The following is a 14,720-nucleotide window of genomic DNA, read 5'->3' as shown; positions in this document are numbered from 1 at the left end:
TGTGTTAAAAACAGCGTCAGGATACTCTATATCCAGTTTCATTCAAACTTTCGTCTGAAATCTCCCGGTTATCATTTTCGCCCGGTCGCTACAATATACACTTCACGGGAACGGGCCCGGGAAGAGTCCGGCTTACGAACTTTGACCTTCGCAAACAGGGAGCGAATTTCCTTAAGATACTCCTCGAAACCTTCGCCCTGAAACACCTTCACAACAAAACTACCACCAGGCGCTAGTACATCACGACACATTTCTAACGCTAGCTCCACCAGATACATGGCGCGGGGGATATCCACCGCCGGTGTTCCGCACATATTTGGTGCCATATCTGACATGACAACCTGGACCTTACTGTCACCTACACGATCAAGTAACGCTTTCAGCACTAATTCATCACGAAAGTCGCCCTGAAGGAAGTCGACACCGACGATGGGATCCATTGGTAAAAGATCGCACGCGATGATTCGGCCCGTTCCGCCGATCTGCGTTACCGCATACTGGGACCATCCGCCAGGTGCCGCACCGAGGTCAACAACCGTCATCCCCGGCTTAAAAAGTTTGTCACTTTGCTGTATTTCATCAAGTTTAAACCAGGCACGGGAACGCAACCCCTTTTTCTGTGCCTGTTGAACATATTTATCGCTAAAGTGTTCCTGAAGCCAGCGGCTGGAGCTGGCAGAACGCTTTTTACCTGTCATTTAACATTTCCGTCCTGGTTCATCGTTACTTGCCTGTGACGTAAATTTCTACGCAGCTATTTGGCGATATTAGGGAGATGGCGGTAGAATGAACCGTTTTCAATCCCAACGTAAGCAAAAATATACGATGAATCTGAGTACTAAACAAAAACAGCACCTTAAAGGTCTGGCACATCCGCTCAAGCCTGTAGTGATGCTTGGCAACAATGGTTTGACCGAAGGGGTGCTTGCCGAGATTGAACAAGCGCTGGAACACCACGAGCTGATCAAGGTGAAAATCGCCTCTGAAGACAGAGACACTAAAAACCTGATCGTGGAAGCCATCGTGCGCGAAACCGGCGCCTGTAATGTACAGGTCATCGGTAAAACGCTGGTGCTCTACCGCCCATCTATAGAGCGTAAAATCTCGCTGCCACGTTAAGGATATCCTGAATTAAACACATTTTCTGTGTGAAACGAGGGATTTCTGTCAGCAGGCGAGCAAAATGCCATGCTCCTTGAGTTGATAAAAGGCCGCTACGCGGCCTTTTTCTTTTCTTTACAATGTATCAACATCTTAGTAGAGAAGCGAATTACAGGTATTCAACCTTAATAATTTCGTATTCCACTTCACCGCCAGGGGTGCGAATGGTGACAACATCGTCCTGCTCTTTGCCAATCAGGCCGCGAGCAATCGGTGAGTTCACCGAAATCAGGTTCTGTTTGAAGTCAGCTTCATCATCACCCACGATGCGATAGGTCTGCTCTTCGTCGTTGTCCAGGTTCAGCACGGTAACGGTTGAACCAAAAATCACACGGCCATTATTCGGCATTTTGGTGATATCGATAACCTGTGCATTGGACAGTTTTGCTTCGATATCTTTAATACGCCCTTCACAGAAGCCCTGCTGCTCACGCGCGGCGTGGTATTCAGCGTTCTCTTTCAGGTCGCCATGCTCACGGGCTTCCGCGATAGCGGCGATGATTTCAGGGCGACGTACGGATTTCAGAAAATCCAGCTCTTCGCGCAGTTTTTCGGCACCACGTAAGGTCATCGGAATAGCTTGCATTTGTTATACCTCTTAAACATTCCTGTTGGGAGCAGTGTTCCCTGCTCCAGCCCACCTGAACAGGCCAGAAGCAAAAAGAAAACCGACCCGGGAGCAACGCCCCAGGTCAGCAGCAATTTTTCAATTTGATACGCATTTTACCGCGAAGTTCACTATGGGTCATCGTTTACTTTGCAGTGCCATGCACCGTAGTATGACGGTTTGTTTTCGGGTTGTTAGCGCGAGATTATGCGATTTTCCAGTTTTATCATCGGATTGACTACCAGTATAACGTTCACCGCCCAGGCCGCGAATGTTGATGAGTACATTAATCAGCTTCCCGCAGGCGCGAACCTCGCCCTGATGGTTCAGAAGGTTGGCGCACAGGCTCCCGAGATTGACTATCACAGTCAACAGATGGCGCTGCCTGCCAGTACCCAAAAGGTGATCACCGCCCTCGCCGCTCTGCTCCAGCTCGGGCCTGACTTCCGTTTTACGACCACCCTTGAAACCAAAGGTAACGTTGAGGGTGGCGAACTGAAAGGCGATCTTATCGCCCGTTTTGGAGGCGATCCAACCTTTAAACGCCAGGATATCCGCAATATGGTTGCGGTGCTAAAAAAAACCGGCGTGCAGAAAATTGATGGCGATGTGCTGATCGACACGTCCATCTTTGCCAGCCACGACAAAGCCCCGGGCTGGCCGTGGAACGACATGACACAGTGCTTTAGCGCCCCGCCCGCCGCCGCGATTGTTGACCGCAACTGCTTCTCGGTTTCGCTTTACAGTGCGCCAAAGCCGGATGACTTAGCGTTTATCCGCATCGCGTCCTATTACCCGGTCACCATGTTTAGCCAGGTTCGCACGCTGGCCAAGGGTTCCCCCGATGCCCAGTATTGCGAACTGGATGTGGTGCCAGGCGATCTTAACCGCTTCACGCTCACCGGCTGCCTGACGCAGCGCGCCGATCCGCTGCCGCTGGCCTTTGCAATACAGGATGGCGCAAGCTATGCAGGCGCCATCCTGAAAGATGAGCTGAAACAAGCGGGAATAACCTATTCCGGCACCCTGCTTCGTCAGACGCAGGTCAACCAGCCCGGCACGGTCATCGCCAGCAAACAGTCTGCGCCGCTGCACGATTTACTGCGAATTATGCTGAAAAAGTCAGACAACATGATTGCCGATACGGTGTTCCGCATGATTGGCCACGCCCGTTTCGGCGTGCCGGGAACCTGGCGCGCGGGCTCAGACGCGGTGCGTCAGATTCTGCGCCAGCAGGCGGGGATCGACCTGGGTAATACCATCGCCGTCGATGGCTCCGGCCTGTCGCGCCATAATTTGATCTCTCCGGCCACGATGATGCAGGTGCTTCAGTACATTGCACAGCATGACACTGAGCTAAACTTTATTTCAATGCTGCCGCTGGCCGGACATGACGGTTCACTGCAGTACCGTGCGGGGCTTCACGCTGCCGGCGTGGATGGCAAAGTCTCCGCGAAAACAGGCTCACTGCAGGGGGTTTACAACCTTGCAGGCTTCATCACTACCGCCAGCGGACAGCGCATGGCATTCGTGCAGTATCTTTCCGGCTATGCCGTCGAACCGACCGATCAGCGCAATCGTCGTATTCCGCTGGTTCGCTTCGAAAGCAGGCTTTATAAGGACATCTACCAGAATAACTAGCGATGAAACTACTTATAGTTGAAGACGATCTGTTATTGCAGGAAGGGCTGGCGCTGGGGCTGGCCAATGAAGGGTATGCTCTCGACTGTGCAGGCACCGCAGCAGAGGCGGATGCCCTGATCCAGAGCGGCGAATACAGCCTGGTGATCCTCGATTTGGGCTTGCCGGATAAAGACGGCGCCACGCTGCTCAGCCAGTGGCGACGTCGCGGCATCAACAATCCCGTCCTGATCCTGACGGCACGTGATGCCATTGAAGATCGTATCACCGGCCTCGATGCAGGCGCAGATGATTATCTGGTGAAGCCTTTCGCGCTCGCGGAGCTGCAGGCACGGGTGCGAGCGTTGATTCGCCGTTATCAGGGCCATAGTGATAACTTACTGACCGACGGCGACATTACGCTGAATTTGCAAACCCAGCAGGTGCTGCAACAGGATCAGGCCGTAGAGGTCACGCCAAAAGAGTTCGCCTTGCTTACGCGTCTGATCATGCGCAGCGGGCAAACGGTACACAGAGAAACGCTCCAGCAGGATATCTACTCCTGGCAGGACGATCCCGGGTCAAATACCCTTGAGGTCCACATCCATAATCTGAGGCGTAAGCTCGGCAAAGACAGGATCAAAACCGTTCGCGGCGTCGGCTATCGTCTGGAGAGCCAGAAATGAACAGCATGCGTCGGCGTCTGATGGTACTGCTGGCGGTCATTCTCCTGTTTTTCCAGCTGATAAGCGTCATCTGGCTATGGCATGAAAGCCGTGAACAGATTGGTTTTCTGGTCAACGAAACGCTGTCAGCGAAAGCGCGCAATAATCACGTTGAGAAAGAGATACGCGAAGCGATTGCCTCGCTGCTGGTCCCTTCCCTGGTGATGGTTGGCTTTACCCTGCTCTTCTCTTTCTGGGCGGTCACCTGGATAACCCGGCCGCTGAATAAACTCCGCGCCAGCCTCGCTAATCGTTCAGCCGATAACTTAACCCCGCTTCCCATGTATTCCGACATGGAAGAAATTGGCGCGGTGACGACCTCCCTGAACCAGCTGCTGGCCCGGCTGGATAGCACCATTAAGCAGGAACGTCTCTTCACCGCAGACGCCGCTCACGAGCTGAGAACGCCTCTTGCTGGCATCCGGCTCCATCTGGAGCTGATGTCGCAGTCAGGTGCGCCACAGGCCGCCACGCTGATTAGCCGTATCGATCAGCTCATGCATACCGTCGAACAGCTGCTGATGCTGGCCCGGGCCGGACAGGCCATGGCGAGCGGACACTACGAAACCGTGAACTGGACGGAAAATATCATTGAACCTCTCGGCCTGGGGCATGAAACCAAAGAGCATACGGTGATTTGGCCGGCTAAAAGCGCGCTCACGGTTCAGGGAGACGCCGTTCTCCTGCGCCTCATGCTGCGCAACCTGCTGGAGAATGCCGGGCGCTACAGCCCGTCAGGGACAACGATTACAGTGACATTAACCGAGGTCGAGGGCGGGACGCAGATTAGCGTTATCGATCAGGGTCCTGGAATTGATGAAGCGCACCGACAGTCAATTACCGAGCCATTCCGCCGTCTTGACCAGCGCTACGGAGGCAGTGGGCTGGGCCTGAGCATCGTGCAGCGCATCCTCCAGCTCCACCACGGCAGGCTAACGCTTGAGAATGGCGCTGAAGGTGGCTTAATCGCCAGCTGCTGGCTGCCCGCAACGCTGGAATAAAAAAAGCCCCCATAACGGGGGCTTTGAACAGCAATTAGTGCTTGTAGATGAACTCGACGCCTTCTTCGTCGTCTTCATCCCAGTCATCATCCCAGTCTTCATCGTCTTCTTCTGCTTCCAGCTCTTCGAGCTGCTGGCGGTGGTAGTCATCCCACATGAATTCGACTTTTTCAGGCTGTTTGACTTCTTCCGCCTGAACAATTGGGTTCTCAATGATGAAGGTCATCACATCCCAGCACAGATCTTTCACGCCAACCTGGCTTGCCGCAGAGATCAGGTAGTATTTATCTTCCCAACCCATCGCTTCAGCAATGGCTTTCGCTTTTGCTTCCGCTTCGGCTTTGTCCATCAGGTCGATCTTGTTGAAGACCAGCCAGCGTGGTTTGTTCGCCAGTTTCTCGCTGTATTTCTCCAGTTCGCCAACGATGATGCGGGCGTTTTCAACCGGATCGGAACCGTCGATAGGATCGATATCAATGAGGTGCAGCAGCACGCGGCAGCGCTCAAGGTGTTTCAGGAAGCGAATGCCCAGACCCGCCCCTTCCGCGGCGCCTTCAATCAGGCCCGGAATATCGGCGACCACGAAGCTCTTCTCGTTATCCATACGGACAACGCCCAGGCTTGGTACCAGCGTGGTAAACGGATAGTCAGCCACTTTTGGCTTCGCCGCAGAAACCGCGCGAATAAACGTCGATTTACCTGCGTTTGGCATACCCAGCATACCCACGTCAGCCAGAAGCATCAGTTCCAGCTGCAGGTCGCGCTTATCGCCCGGCGTACCCATCGTTTTCTGACGCGGCGTACGGTTAACGGAAGATTTGAAACGGCTGTTACCCAGACCGTGCCAGCCGCCTTTCGCCACCATCAGGCGCTGACCGTGTTTGGTCATGTCGCCCATGGTTTCACCCGTCCCCTGGTCAATCACACGCGTACCGACCGGAACTTTAATGGTGACGTCTTTACCGCGTTTCCCGGTACAGTCACGGCTCTGGCCGTTCTGGCCACGTTCAGCGCGGAAGGATTTTTCGAAACGGTAGTCGATCAGCGTGTTGAGGTTCTCATCCGCCTCCAGCCACACGTCACCACCATCCCCACCGTCGCCGCCATCAGGACCGCCACGAGGGATATACTTTTCACGGCGGAAGCTCACGCAACCGTTGCCGCCATCACCAGCCACGACCAGGATCGTCGCTTCATCAACAAACTTCATTTTACTCTCCGTAACTCATTCGCCTGAGCGGGGGACTACTACAACCGCTTCATTTTTGCGCCAGCGTCCCCAGAGACGATGACCAATGGCGGAATACATCGCGCCCGCAACCACGACAAACGCACCGAGATAACCCAACAGGTTGAGCATCGGTCTGACGAAGACATCGGGCCAGGCCATTGATAACAAATCTGAAAATAACAGCGTAAACAGCGGGGTAAGCGTGATCAACGCGCTCACCTGTGCTGCCTGCCAGCGCGCCATCGCTTCGGCCAGCGCGCCATAACCGACCAGCGTGTTCAGCCCACAAAAAATGAGGCACGCCAGTTGCCAGTCGCTAAGCTGGGAAATTACGCCCGGCTTCGCTAATGGCAGCAATGCTATTGTACACAAAGTGTACAGCAAAAAGAGGATCTGCTGTGAGGCAAGCCGACGCAATAACACCTTTTGCGCGACGCCATAGCTCACCCAGACCGTTGCTGCCCCCACACCGAAAATGACACCCCATGTGTAATCCGTCAGGCGGGTAAAAATCTCGATCAGACTGGTGTTGAAGAACATCACCAGACCGCACAACAGCATGCTCGCCCCGATAATCTGCGTACCGCGCATCTTCTCCTTGAGGATAAAGACGCTGGCGACCATCATGCCCACCGGCGAAAGCTGACCAATCACCTGCGACGCCGTGGGGCTGAGATATTGCAGGGAAGAGCTGAACAGGATGAAGTTACCGAACAGACCGCCCGTCGCGATAGCCAGCAATACCAGCCAGCGCGGTTTACGGAAGAGCCGCAAGGGTGGAAGCTTACCTTTGACGGCCAGAATCGCCCCGAGGCCGATGCTTGCCATCAGAAAGCGATAAAAGACCACCGTAGGCGGCTCCATCACTTCCAGTACCTGCTTCATTGCAATTGGCAGCGCACCCCAGCACATTGCGGTTGTGAGCGCCAAAAGAATTCCTATGCCGGCCTGCTGCTTCATGCCCGTTTTCCCTACAGAAAAAATTACCGGGTTTCCAATGTAAAAAGCCCCGCAACAGGTTGCGGGGCTTTAATCCGTTACCGGACCGAGAAAACCTTACTCAGCAACGATGCTGATGTATTTACGGTTGTTCGGGCCTTTAACTTCAAATTTCACTTTACCGTCTGCTTTAGCAAACAGAGTGTGGTCACGACCGCAACCTACGTTGTTGCCAGCGTGGAATTTGGTACCACGTTGACGAACGATGATGCTACCCGCCAGAACGGATTCGCCACCGAAACGCTTAACGCCCAGGCGTTTAGCTTCTGAATCGCGACCGTTACGTGTGGAGCCGCCAGCCTTTTTATGTGCCATTTAAATCTCTCCTCAGGTCTTAGGCGCTGATGCCAGTAATTTTCACATCAGTGAACCACTGACGGTGGCCCTGCTGCTTACGGTAGTGCTTACGACGACGAAACTTAACGATTTTAACTTTCTCGCCACGACCGTGTGCAACAACTTCAGCTTTGATAACGCCGCCATCAACGAAAGGAACGCCGATTTTGACTTCTTCACCGTTTGCGATCATCAGAACTTCTGCGAACTCAACAGATTCGCCAGTTGCGATGTCCAGCTTTTCCAGGCGAACGGTCTGACCTTCGCTTACTCGGTGTTGTTTACCACCACTTTGGAAAACCGCGTACATATAAACTCCGCTTCCGCGCACGTCCTCGTATGAATCAGAGTGCGCTATAAATATTCACAATAGGGCGCGAATATTACGCAAAACGCGAGCCTTTGACAAGTGCTACCGTCAATACATGAAGAAAAAAAACACAACACGTACGGTAACGTTTATCTGAGCCGTTTTTTCAGTACAATCAGCACTAGTATTGATAAACCGAAACCCTTCGTTACCCCATTGAAGATGGGATCAACAGGATAAAAAGCCCGGCTTTTGCGATGAATTTAGAAAAAATCAACGAGTTAACCGCGCAAGATATGGCGGGTGTGAATGCAGCAATCCTGGAGCAACTCAACTCTGACGTTCAGCTGATCAATCAGTTGGGCTATTACATTGTCAGCGGCGGCGGTAAACGCATTCGTCCGATGATTGCTATTCTGGCTGCCAGAGCCGTTGGCTATCAGGGAAATGCCCACATCACTATCGCCGCGCTCATCGAATTTATCCACACGGCGACGCTTCTGCACGACGATGTGGTGGATGAATCGGATATGCGTCGTGGCAAAGCCACGGCTAACGCCGCGTTCGGGAACGCAGCCAGCGTCCTGGTGGGAGATTTTATCTATACCCGCGCCTTCCAGATGATGACCAGCCTGGGTTCCCTGAAAGTGCTGGAAGTGATGTCCGAAGCCGTTAACGTCATCGCTGAAGGCGAAGTGCTGCAGCTGATGAACGTCAACGACCCGGACATCACTGAAGAAAACTACATGCGCGTCATCTACAGCAAAACCGCGCGCCTGTTTGAAGCGGCGGCCCAGTGTTCCGGCATTTTGGCGGGCTGTACCGAAGCGCAGGAAAAAGGCCTGCAGGACTATGGCCGCTATCTGGGCACAGCCTTCCAGCTGATTGACGATCTGCTGGACTACAGTGCGGACGGCGAGACGCTTGGCAAAAACGTTGGCGATGACCTGAACGAAGGCAAACCGACCCTGCCGCTGCTCCACGCCATGCGTAACGGAACGGCCGACCAGGCGAAGATGATCCGTGAAGCGATTGAGCAGGGAAATGGCCGCCATCTTCTGGAACCTGTACTGGAAACCATGGCAATCTGCGGATCGCTGGAATGGACGCGTCAGCGTGCAGAAGAAGAAGCCGACAAGGCCATCGAGGCCCTTCAGGTCATTCCAGACAGCCCATGGCGCGAGGCACTGATTGGCCTTGCCCACATCGCCGTTCAGCGCGACCGTTAATCTCCCTTTTTCTCCCCGCGATCCTGGCGGGGAGATTCCAGTACACACCAGTAAATTCCGCGTTCATGTAAATTCATCGGTTTAGAGACCGCATGAATAAAGCCATGTCTTATTCTGAATATTCCTTCAAGTAACGCGAACTTTTTAGAACAAGAGTTTGAAATGGGTATAGTAAACCCGTCGTTTCAGAAGAAACGGCGTAGGTGAATCCGAACTTAAGGACGGCGTTATGGATACGAAATTTATCGACTGGCACACGGCTGATATTATTGCCGCACTGCGCAAAAAAGGCACTTCACTGGCAGCAGAGTCCCGCCGCCATGGACTGAGTTCTTCAACTCTGGCAAACGCCCTCACCCGCCCCTGGCCAAAAGGAGAATTAATTATCGCAACGGCGCTGGACACGCATCCGTGGGTGATTTGGCCTTCGCGCTACCACGATCCTGTCACCCATGAATTTATCGACAGATCGCGCATGATTCGCCAGAGAAAAGTAAAAAAAGAATCGCAGGAATAAGGTTTTTTTGACAGGAACAGCAACCCCCCGGTCATTTCTGGCAGGGGGCTGCCGGAACGATTACTCGCCCTTCACACGCTCGATATTGGCACCCAGCGCGCGCAGTTTATCTTCGATACGCTCATAGCCACGATCGATGTGATAAATACGATCCACGATCGTTGTGCCTTCTGCGATACAGCCCGCCAAAACCAGGCTGGCAGACGCACGCAGATCGGTTGCCATCACCTGAGCACCGGACAGTTTCTCAACGCCGTGGCAAATCACGGTATTACTTTCGATCTCGGCACGTGCCCCCATACGGATCAGCTCCGGTACGTGCATAAAGCGGTTCTCGAAAATGGTTTCCGTGATAAAGCCGGTCCCTTCGGCGACCAGGTTCAACAAGGTGAACTGTGCCTGCATGTCAGTTGGGAACGCCGGATGCGGTGCCGTACGCACATTGACCGCTTTTGGACGCTGTCCATGCATATCAAGGCTGATCCAGTCTTCACCGATTTCGATATCCGCACCCGCATCGCGCAGTTTCGCCAGCACTGCATCCAGGGTATCTGGCTGCGCGTTGCGACAAACAATTTTCCCGCCAGAGATCGCAGCAGCGATCAGGAAGGTACCGGTTTCGATACGGTCCGGCAGTACGCGATAGACACCCCCGCCCAGACGCTCAACGCCTTCGATGGTGATGCGGTCGGTACCCTGACCGGAGATCTTAGCACCCAGCGCCACGAGGAAGTTGGCAGTATCCACAATCTCCGGTTCACGCGCGGCGTTTTCGATGATCGTGGTCCCTTCTGCCAGCGTTGCCGCAGACATAATGGTCACCGTTGCACCCACGCTCACTTTGTCCATAACAATGTGCGCGCCTTTCAGACGACCATTGACGGACGCTTTAACGTAGCCTTCTTCCAGCTTGATCTCTGCGCCCAGTTTTTCCAGGCCAAAGATGTGCAGGTCAACCGGACGCGCACCGATAGCGCAACCGCCCGGCAGCGAAACCTGACCCTGACCGAAACGCGCCACCAGCGGGCCAAGCGCCCAGATGGAAGCACGCATGGTTTTCACCAGATCGTAAGGGGCAGAGAAGTTATTCACCTTGCTGGCGTCGATCCAGACGGAACCGTTACGCTCGACTTTCGTGCCCAACTGGGTGAGCAGCTTCATGGTGGTGTCGATATCTTTCAGCTTCGGTACGTTCTGAATCTCTACCGGCTCTTCCGCGAGCAGTGCAGCAAAGAGGATGGGCAGCGCGGCGTTTTTCGCGCCAGAAATTGTGACTTCGCCCTGGAGACGCGTTGGCCCCTGTACACGAAATTTATCCATGGTGTGCTCTCTTATAAATTCAACCGTGCTGCGGGCCTGTCGCCCTCAGCTCAAAAACCGTTTAGTTTGCGATCGCGTGCCCACTCTTGCGGGGTGAACGCTTTAATCGACAGGGCGTGGATGCGGTTATCCGCAATATATTCCATCAGCGGCGCGTACACAGCCTGCTGTTTCTTCACACGGCTCATACCGTCGAACATCTCACCCACAGCAATAACCTGGAAGTGACTGCCATCGCCTGTGACGTGGGCTTCCTGAAGGGAGAGTGCATTCATCAGCACTGTCTGGATTTCATGATTTTCCATGGGCTCTTAATCATCTGATAGTGAAAACAAGCCCAACATCTTAGAGCAAAGTGGCGTCGTCTTAAACAAGCAAAAAGCCCCGACGATGAAACTGTCAGGGCTTTCGGAAGTAACGCACTGAAAATATTAACGAGGCAGTACGTCCTGAGGGAGATTGTAGAGCTGCGCCAGGGTCACGACATTCTCGCTCGCGCCGCGAAGCGTGACGCTCGCCCCCTGCTTTTTCCCTACCGCAACCAGATGGGCAAGCAGTGCAACGCCTGCCGTATCTACCCGCGTGACGTCGGTTAAGTCAATAACCGTCACGCCCTGCATGGCCTCATGGCGTTTATCCCATAAGGGGTTCAGCAGATCCTGATCCAGCTCACCGGACAGCTTTAATGTCTCGCCTTCACGCGACCAGCTGAGTTGCTGTGACATTACTTCTTCTCGTCCAAACTAATTTTCTGACGAGCGATGGACTGCAGCTGCGCGGTCAGGCCATCAATCCCCTTGGTGCGCAGCAGGTCGCTCCACTCGTTCTGTTTGGTGGTGATCATGCTTACGCCTTCGGCGATCATGTCATACGCCTGCCAGTGGCCGGTCTGGCTGTTTTTACGCCACTGGAAATCCAGACGCACCGGCGGACGGCCGTTAGGATCGTTGATCGTTACGCGAATAGGGACGATGGTCGCATCACCCAGCGGCTGCTCCGGGGCGATCTGATAGGTCTGACCGTGGTACATCGCCAGCGCCTGACCATAAGCCTGCTTCAGGTATTCACGGAAAGCGGCAAAATAGGCCTCACGCTGCGCCGGGGTTGCGTCTTTGTAATAGCGGCCAAGCACCAGGGCTCCCGCATATTTGATCTGCACGTACGGCAGCAGCTCCTGGTCAACCACGTCACGCAGGTAATCAGGATTAGCACGAATCTTAGGCTGCTCGTTTTTAAGACGATCGAAGGTTTTCTTCGCGGCTTCGTCCATCAGTTTGTACGGGTTACTCTGATCCGCCGCGTGTACCGCGGTGAGAGGGGAAATAACCAGCATGGCAACCATTAACAGTCGTTTAAACATGAATGACTTCTCCTGATATTAATTCGCAGCACCTGGGGTCGGCGCAGCATTGGTATGGTCTTCACTCTGCGCAGGGGCATTGTCAGACTTTTTATCATCCCCTTTACTGTTGTAAAGGAACTGACCAATCATATCTTCCAGCACCATGGCGGACTTGGTGTCCTGGATCACGCTCCCGTCCTTAAGGATAGTCGTTCCCAGCTCGGGGTCTTCAAAACCGACGTTAAGCGCCAGATATTGTTCGCCCAGCAGACCGGAAGTCCGGATAGAAAGGGAGCTGGTGTCCGGAATGTGGTTGTAACGCTCTTCGATATCCATCGCGACACGTGGCAGATAGGTCTTCTCATCCAGCGTAATGTCAGATACGCGTCCGATCACCACCCCGCCAATACGGACCGGTGAACGCGCCTTCAGCCCGCCGATGTTATCGAAGGTGGCATAGATGCGATACGTCGGCTCGGTGCGCACAGACGTGATATCCGCCGCTCTCAGGCAGATAAACAGCGCGGCCAGCAGCGCCAGCAGCAGGAATACACCGACCCAAATTTCATTTTTTCTCGTTTGCATGAACTCAATTCCCAAACATCAGTGCGGTGAGCACAAAATCCAGACCCAGTACGGCCAGCGACGAATGAACGACTGTACGTGTAGTTGCGCGGCTAATGCCCGCCGACGTCGGGATGGCATCGTAACCATTGAACAATGCAATCCAGGTGACCGTAATGGCAAATACCACGCTCTTAATCAGGCAGTTAATCAGATCCATTCGCAGATCGATGGCGTCCTGCATGGCAGACCAGAAGAAACCGGCATCAATGCCTTTCCAGTGCACGCCGACCAGCGAACCGCCCCAGATCCCCACGGCGACAAACAGAATCGTCAGCAGCGGTAAAGAGATGACCCCGGCCCAGAAACGCGGCGAGATCACGCGACGCAGCGGATCGACCGCCATCATCTCCATGCTGGAGAGCTGCTCGGTCGCGCGCATCAGGCCAATTTCAGCCGTTAAGGCCGACCCCGCGCGCCCGGCGAAAAGCAGCGCCGCCACAACGGGCCCCAGTTCACGCAGCAGCGAGAGCGCCACCAGCATCCCGAGGCTGGTTTCCGCACTGTAGGTTGTCAGCACCAGGTAGCCCTGCAGACCCAGCACCATACCGATAAACAGACCGGAGACAATGATGATGAGCATCGACAGCACGCCGACGTTATAAAGCTGACGCACCAATAGCGGCGCGTGCTTACGGAATTCCGGCTTGCCGACCAGCGCGTTGAATAACATCAATCCGGCACGCCCGAACGTCCTGATGGTTTTTATGCCACGGTGTCCGAGAGCGGCCAACGCATTTAACAGCATGAGTGGCTTAACTCCCTATTCCCAGTAAATCATCACGATAGTCGCCCGCCGGGTAGCGGAACGGCACAGGGCCATCGGCAATACCGTCAAGGAACTGCCGCACGCGCGGATCGCAATTTTCCTGCAGCGCCTGGGCGCTACCGTGTGCGACGATCTTTTTGTCCGCTACGATGTAGGCGTAATCGGCAATGCTCAACACTTCAGGTACATCGTGAGACACCACAATGCAGGTGACGCCAAGCGCGCTGTTCAGCTCAGAGATGAGCTTCACCAGCACGCCCATCGTGATGGGATCCTGCCCGACAAACGGTTCGTCGAACATGATTAAATCAGGTTCTAATGCGATGGCTCGCGCCAGCGCGGCACGACGCGCCATCCCGCCAGACAGCTCCGAAGGCATCAGCTTCGCGGCGCCCCGCAGCCCGACTGCTTCTAGCTTCATCATCACCGTGCTTTTCAGCAGCGCAGGCGGCAGGCTGGTATGCTCGCGCAGCGGATAGGCAACGTTATCAAAGACGTTCATGTCGGTGAACAAAGCCCCCGACTGAAAGAGCATGCTCATGCGTTTGCGAACAGTATACAGGCGCGAGCGCGACATCTCCGGGATGTTTTCGCCATCAAAGCGGATTTCACCGCTATCCGGTGGGATCTGCCCACCGATAAGGCGGAGCAGGGTCGTTTTACCGATCCCGGACGGCCCCATGATGGCAGTAATTTTGCCACGCGGCACGGTCAACGAAATATCATCAAATATCAATCTGTTGGCGCGAGAAAAACTCACCCCGCGGACATCGACTAAATTCGCCATGGTTTGGCTCATTTATGGTTCCTTTCTTATCCTGCTCACGTTAAGGCATGTAGCCTGAATCAGCCCTAAACTCCGCATTTTTACAGAATAATAACCGTAGAGGTTAGCGAAAGCTGGCATTTGTTTTACTTTTCCGGCGCAT

Annotated in this window: 19 protein-coding genes; 6 read left to right on the top strand and 13 right to left on the bottom strand. The window is 54.2% G+C overall.

Going from position 1 to position 14,720, the window contains the following annotated elements:
• Positions 1-71: 71 nt before the first annotated feature.
• Complete coding sequence (gene rlmE / locus ACOTXF_RS14720; protein WP_003861812.1) at positions 72-698, bottom strand: 23S rRNA (uridine(2552)-2'-O)-methyltransferase RlmE; 627 nt, start codon at positions 696-698, stop codon at positions 72-74.
• 127 nt (positions 699-825) lie between these two features.
• Between rlmE and yhbY the strand changes: the two genes are divergently transcribed.
• On the top strand, positions 826-1,119 hold the full coding sequence (gene yhbY / locus ACOTXF_RS14715) for a ribosome assembly RNA-binding protein YhbY (RefSeq protein WP_047746924.1): 294 nt from the start codon (positions 826-828) through the stop codon (positions 1,117-1,119).
• Positions 1,120-1,270: 151 nt separating this feature from the next.
• On the opposite strand, the gene greA is transcribed toward yhbY, so the two are convergent.
• The gene (gene greA, locus ACOTXF_RS14710; protein ID WP_003861815.1) at positions 1,271-1,747 is read right to left on the bottom strand and encodes a transcription elongation factor GreA; all 477 of its coding nucleotides are present in this window, start codon (positions 1,745-1,747) and stop codon (positions 1,271-1,273) included.
• A gap of 228 nt (positions 1,748-1,975) precedes the next feature.
• Here greA and dacB point away from each other — a divergent pair, with 228 nt between their 5' ends.
• From dacB to pmrB, 3 genes are read left to right on the top strand one after another with little or no spacing between them, the layout of a single operon-like run.
• Positions 1,976-3,409, top strand: a complete 1,434-nt coding sequence (dacB, locus tag ACOTXF_RS14705; RefSeq protein WP_045415312.1) for a serine-type D-Ala-D-Ala carboxypeptidase — start codon at positions 1,976-1,978, stop codon at positions 3,407-3,409.
• Between the two features lie 2 nt (positions 3,410-3,411).
• The gene (pmrA, locus tag ACOTXF_RS14700; RefSeq protein WP_008501465.1) at positions 3,412-4,074 is read left to right on the top strand and encodes a two-component system response regulator PmrA; all 663 of its coding nucleotides are present in this window, start codon (positions 3,412-3,414) and stop codon (positions 4,072-4,074) included.
• On the top strand, positions 4,071-5,114 hold the full coding sequence (gene pmrB, locus ACOTXF_RS14695) for a two-component system sensor histidine kinase PmrB (RefSeq protein ID WP_044597586.1): 1,044 nt from the start codon (positions 4,071-4,073) through the stop codon (positions 5,112-5,114). The genes pmrA and pmrB overlap by 4 nt, the downstream gene beginning before the upstream one ends.
• Before the next feature lie 34 nt (positions 5,115-5,148).
• On the opposite strand, the gene cgtA is transcribed toward pmrB, so the two are convergent.
• The 4 genes from cgtA to rplU form a co-directional block, all read right to left on the bottom strand.
• Positions 5,149-6,324, bottom strand: a complete 1,176-nt coding sequence (cgtA, locus tag ACOTXF_RS14690) for an Obg family GTPase CgtA (protein ID WP_021242261.1) — start codon at positions 6,322-6,324, stop codon at positions 5,149-5,151.
• A gap of 15 nt (positions 6,325-6,339) precedes the next feature.
• Positions 6,340-7,305 (bottom strand): DMT family transporter, encoded by a 966-nt coding sequence (locus ACOTXF_RS14685; RefSeq protein ID WP_039260417.1) that lies wholly within the window; start codon positions 7,303-7,305, stop codon positions 6,340-6,342.
• A 96-nt stretch (positions 7,306-7,401) separates the two neighbouring features.
• Positions 7,402-7,659, bottom strand: a complete 258-nt coding sequence (gene rpmA, locus ACOTXF_RS14680; RefSeq protein WP_004385076.1) for a 50S ribosomal protein L27 — start codon at positions 7,657-7,659, stop codon at positions 7,402-7,404.
• A gap of 19 nt (positions 7,660-7,678) precedes the next feature.
• Positions 7,679-7,990 carry a 50S ribosomal protein L21 gene (gene rplU / locus ACOTXF_RS14675; RefSeq protein WP_003025032.1) on the bottom strand — a complete coding sequence of 104 codons (312 nt, stop codon included), beginning with the start codon at positions 7,988-7,990 and terminating at the stop codon, positions 7,679-7,681.
• Positions 7,991-8,247: 257 nt separating this feature from the next.
• On the opposite strand from rplU, the gene ispB reads away from it, so the two are divergent.
• Both ispB and sfsB read left to right on the top strand, forming a co-directional pair.
• Positions 8,248-9,219 (top strand): octaprenyl diphosphate synthase, encoded by a 972-nt coding sequence (ispB, locus tag ACOTXF_RS14670; RefSeq protein ID WP_008501461.1) that lies wholly within the window; start codon positions 8,248-8,250, stop codon positions 9,217-9,219.
• A 229-nt stretch (positions 9,220-9,448) separates the two neighbouring features.
• On the top strand, positions 9,449-9,736 hold the full coding sequence (gene sfsB, locus ACOTXF_RS14665; protein ID WP_008501460.1) for a DNA-binding transcriptional regulator SfsB: 288 nt from the start codon (positions 9,449-9,451) through the stop codon (positions 9,734-9,736).
• Positions 9,737-9,796: 60 nt separating this feature from the next.
• Here the strand turns inward: sfsB and murA are convergent, their stop codons facing one another.
• The 7 genes from murA to mlaF all read right to left on the bottom strand — a co-directional run bounded on the left by murA (position 9,797) and on the right by mlaF (position 14,590).
• Positions 9,797-11,056 (bottom strand): UDP-N-acetylglucosamine 1-carboxyvinyltransferase, encoded by a 1,260-nt coding sequence (murA, locus tag ACOTXF_RS14660; protein WP_008501459.1) that lies wholly within the window; start codon positions 11,054-11,056, stop codon positions 9,797-9,799.
• Between the two features lie 50 nt (positions 11,057-11,106).
• On the bottom strand, positions 11,107-11,361 hold the full coding sequence (ibaG, locus tag ACOTXF_RS14655) for a BolA family iron metabolism protein IbaG (protein WP_008501458.1): 255 nt from the start codon (positions 11,359-11,361) through the stop codon (positions 11,107-11,109).
• A 126-nt stretch (positions 11,362-11,487) separates the two neighbouring features.
• Complete coding sequence (gene mlaB, locus ACOTXF_RS14650; protein ID WP_021242262.1) at positions 11,488-11,781, bottom strand: lipid asymmetry maintenance protein MlaB; 294 nt, start codon at positions 11,779-11,781, stop codon at positions 11,488-11,490.
• Positions 11,781-12,416, bottom strand: a complete 636-nt coding sequence (gene mlaC, locus ACOTXF_RS14645; protein WP_045353038.1) for a phospholipid-binding protein MlaC — start codon at positions 12,414-12,416, stop codon at positions 11,781-11,783. Before mlaC ends, mlaB begins: the two co-directional genes overlap by 1 nt.
• A gap of 18 nt (positions 12,417-12,434) precedes the next feature.
• Positions 12,435-12,983 carry an outer membrane lipid asymmetry maintenance protein MlaD gene (mlaD, locus tag ACOTXF_RS14640; RefSeq protein WP_008501455.1) on the bottom strand — a complete coding sequence of 183 codons (549 nt, stop codon included), beginning with the start codon at positions 12,981-12,983 and terminating at the stop codon, positions 12,435-12,437.
• A 4-nt stretch (positions 12,984-12,987) separates the two neighbouring features.
• The gene (gene mlaE, locus ACOTXF_RS14635) at positions 12,988-13,770 is read right to left on the bottom strand and encodes a lipid asymmetry maintenance ABC transporter permease subunit MlaE (RefSeq protein ID WP_008501454.1); all 783 of its coding nucleotides are present in this window, start codon (positions 13,768-13,770) and stop codon (positions 12,988-12,990) included.
• 7 nt (positions 13,771-13,777) lie between these two features.
• On the bottom strand, positions 13,778-14,590 hold the full coding sequence (gene mlaF, locus ACOTXF_RS14630; RefSeq protein ID WP_048962181.1) for a phospholipid ABC transporter ATP-binding protein MlaF: 813 nt from the start codon (positions 14,588-14,590) through the stop codon (positions 13,778-13,780).
• Between the last annotated feature and the right edge of the window lie 130 nt (positions 14,591-14,720).

Origin of the sequence: Enterobacter cloacae complex sp. IR53041, assembly GCF_049238285.1 — a bacterium.
Classification (GTDB): domain Bacteria; phylum Pseudomonadota; class Gammaproteobacteria; order Enterobacterales; family Enterobacteriaceae; genus Enterobacter; species Enterobacter roggenkampii.
This window is presented reverse-complemented; position numbering and strand designations above follow the sequence as displayed.

What these genes read in the sequence shown, in the direction of transcription:
- rlmE (WP_003861812.1), bottom strand. Translation starts at nt 698, where the DNA reads ATGACAGGTAAAAAGCGTTCTGCCAGCTCCAGCCGCTGGCTTCAGGAA.
- yhbY (WP_047746924.1), top strand. Translation starts at nt 826, where the DNA reads ATGAATCTGAGTACTAAACAAAAACAGCACCTTAAAGGTCTGGCACAT.
- greA (WP_003861815.1), bottom strand. Translation starts at nt 1,747, where the DNA reads ATGCAAGCTATTCCGATGACCTTACGTGGTGCCGAAAAACTGCGCGAA.
- dacB (WP_045415312.1), top strand. Translation starts at nt 1,976, where the DNA reads ATGCGATTTTCCAGTTTTATCATCGGATTGACTACCAGTATAACGTTC.
- pmrA (WP_008501465.1), top strand. Translation starts at nt 3,412, where the DNA reads ATGAAACTACTTATAGTTGAAGACGATCTGTTATTGCAGGAAGGGCTG.
- pmrB (WP_044597586.1), top strand. Translation starts at nt 4,071, where the DNA reads ATGAACAGCATGCGTCGGCGTCTGATGGTACTGCTGGCGGTCATTCTC.
- cgtA (WP_021242261.1), bottom strand. Translation starts at nt 6,324, where the DNA reads ATGAAGTTTGTTGATGAAGCGACGATCCTGGTCGTGGCTGGTGATGGC.
- ACOTXF_RS14685 (WP_039260417.1), bottom strand. Translation starts at nt 7,305, where the DNA reads ATGAAGCAGCAGGCCGGCATAGGAATTCTTTTGGCGCTCACAACCGCA.
- rpmA (WP_004385076.1), bottom strand. Translation starts at nt 7,659, where the DNA reads ATGGCACATAAAAAGGCTGGCGGCTCCACACGTAACGGTCGCGATTCA.
- rplU (WP_003025032.1), bottom strand. Translation starts at nt 7,990, where the DNA reads ATGTACGCGGTTTTCCAAAGTGGTGGTAAACAACACCGAGTAAGCGAA.
- ispB (WP_008501461.1), top strand. Translation starts at nt 8,248, where the DNA reads ATGAATTTAGAAAAAATCAACGAGTTAACCGCGCAAGATATGGCGGGT.
- sfsB (WP_008501460.1), top strand. Translation starts at nt 9,449, where the DNA reads ATGGATACGAAATTTATCGACTGGCACACGGCTGATATTATTGCCGCA.
- murA (WP_008501459.1), bottom strand. Translation starts at nt 11,056, where the DNA reads ATGGATAAATTTCGTGTACAGGGGCCAACGCGTCTCCAGGGCGAAGTC.
- ibaG (WP_008501458.1), bottom strand. Translation starts at nt 11,361, where the DNA reads ATGGAAAATCATGAAATCCAGACAGTGCTGATGAATGCACTCTCCCTT.
- mlaB (WP_021242262.1), bottom strand. Translation starts at nt 11,781, where the DNA reads ATGTCACAGCAACTCAGCTGGTCGCGTGAAGGCGAGACATTAAAGCTG.
- mlaC (WP_045353038.1), bottom strand. Translation starts at nt 12,416, where the DNA reads ATGTTTAAACGACTGTTAATGGTTGCCATGCTGGTTATTTCCCCTCTC.
- mlaD (WP_008501455.1), bottom strand. Translation starts at nt 12,983, where the DNA reads ATGCAAACGAGAAAAAATGAAATTTGGGTCGGTGTATTCCTGCTGCTG.
- mlaE (WP_008501454.1), bottom strand. Translation starts at nt 13,770, where the DNA reads ATGCTGTTAAATGCGTTGGCCGCTCTCGGACACCGTGGCATAAAAACC.
- mlaF (WP_048962181.1), bottom strand. Translation starts at nt 14,590, where the DNA reads ATGAGCCAAACCATGGCGAATTTAGTCGATGTCCGCGGGGTGAGTTTT.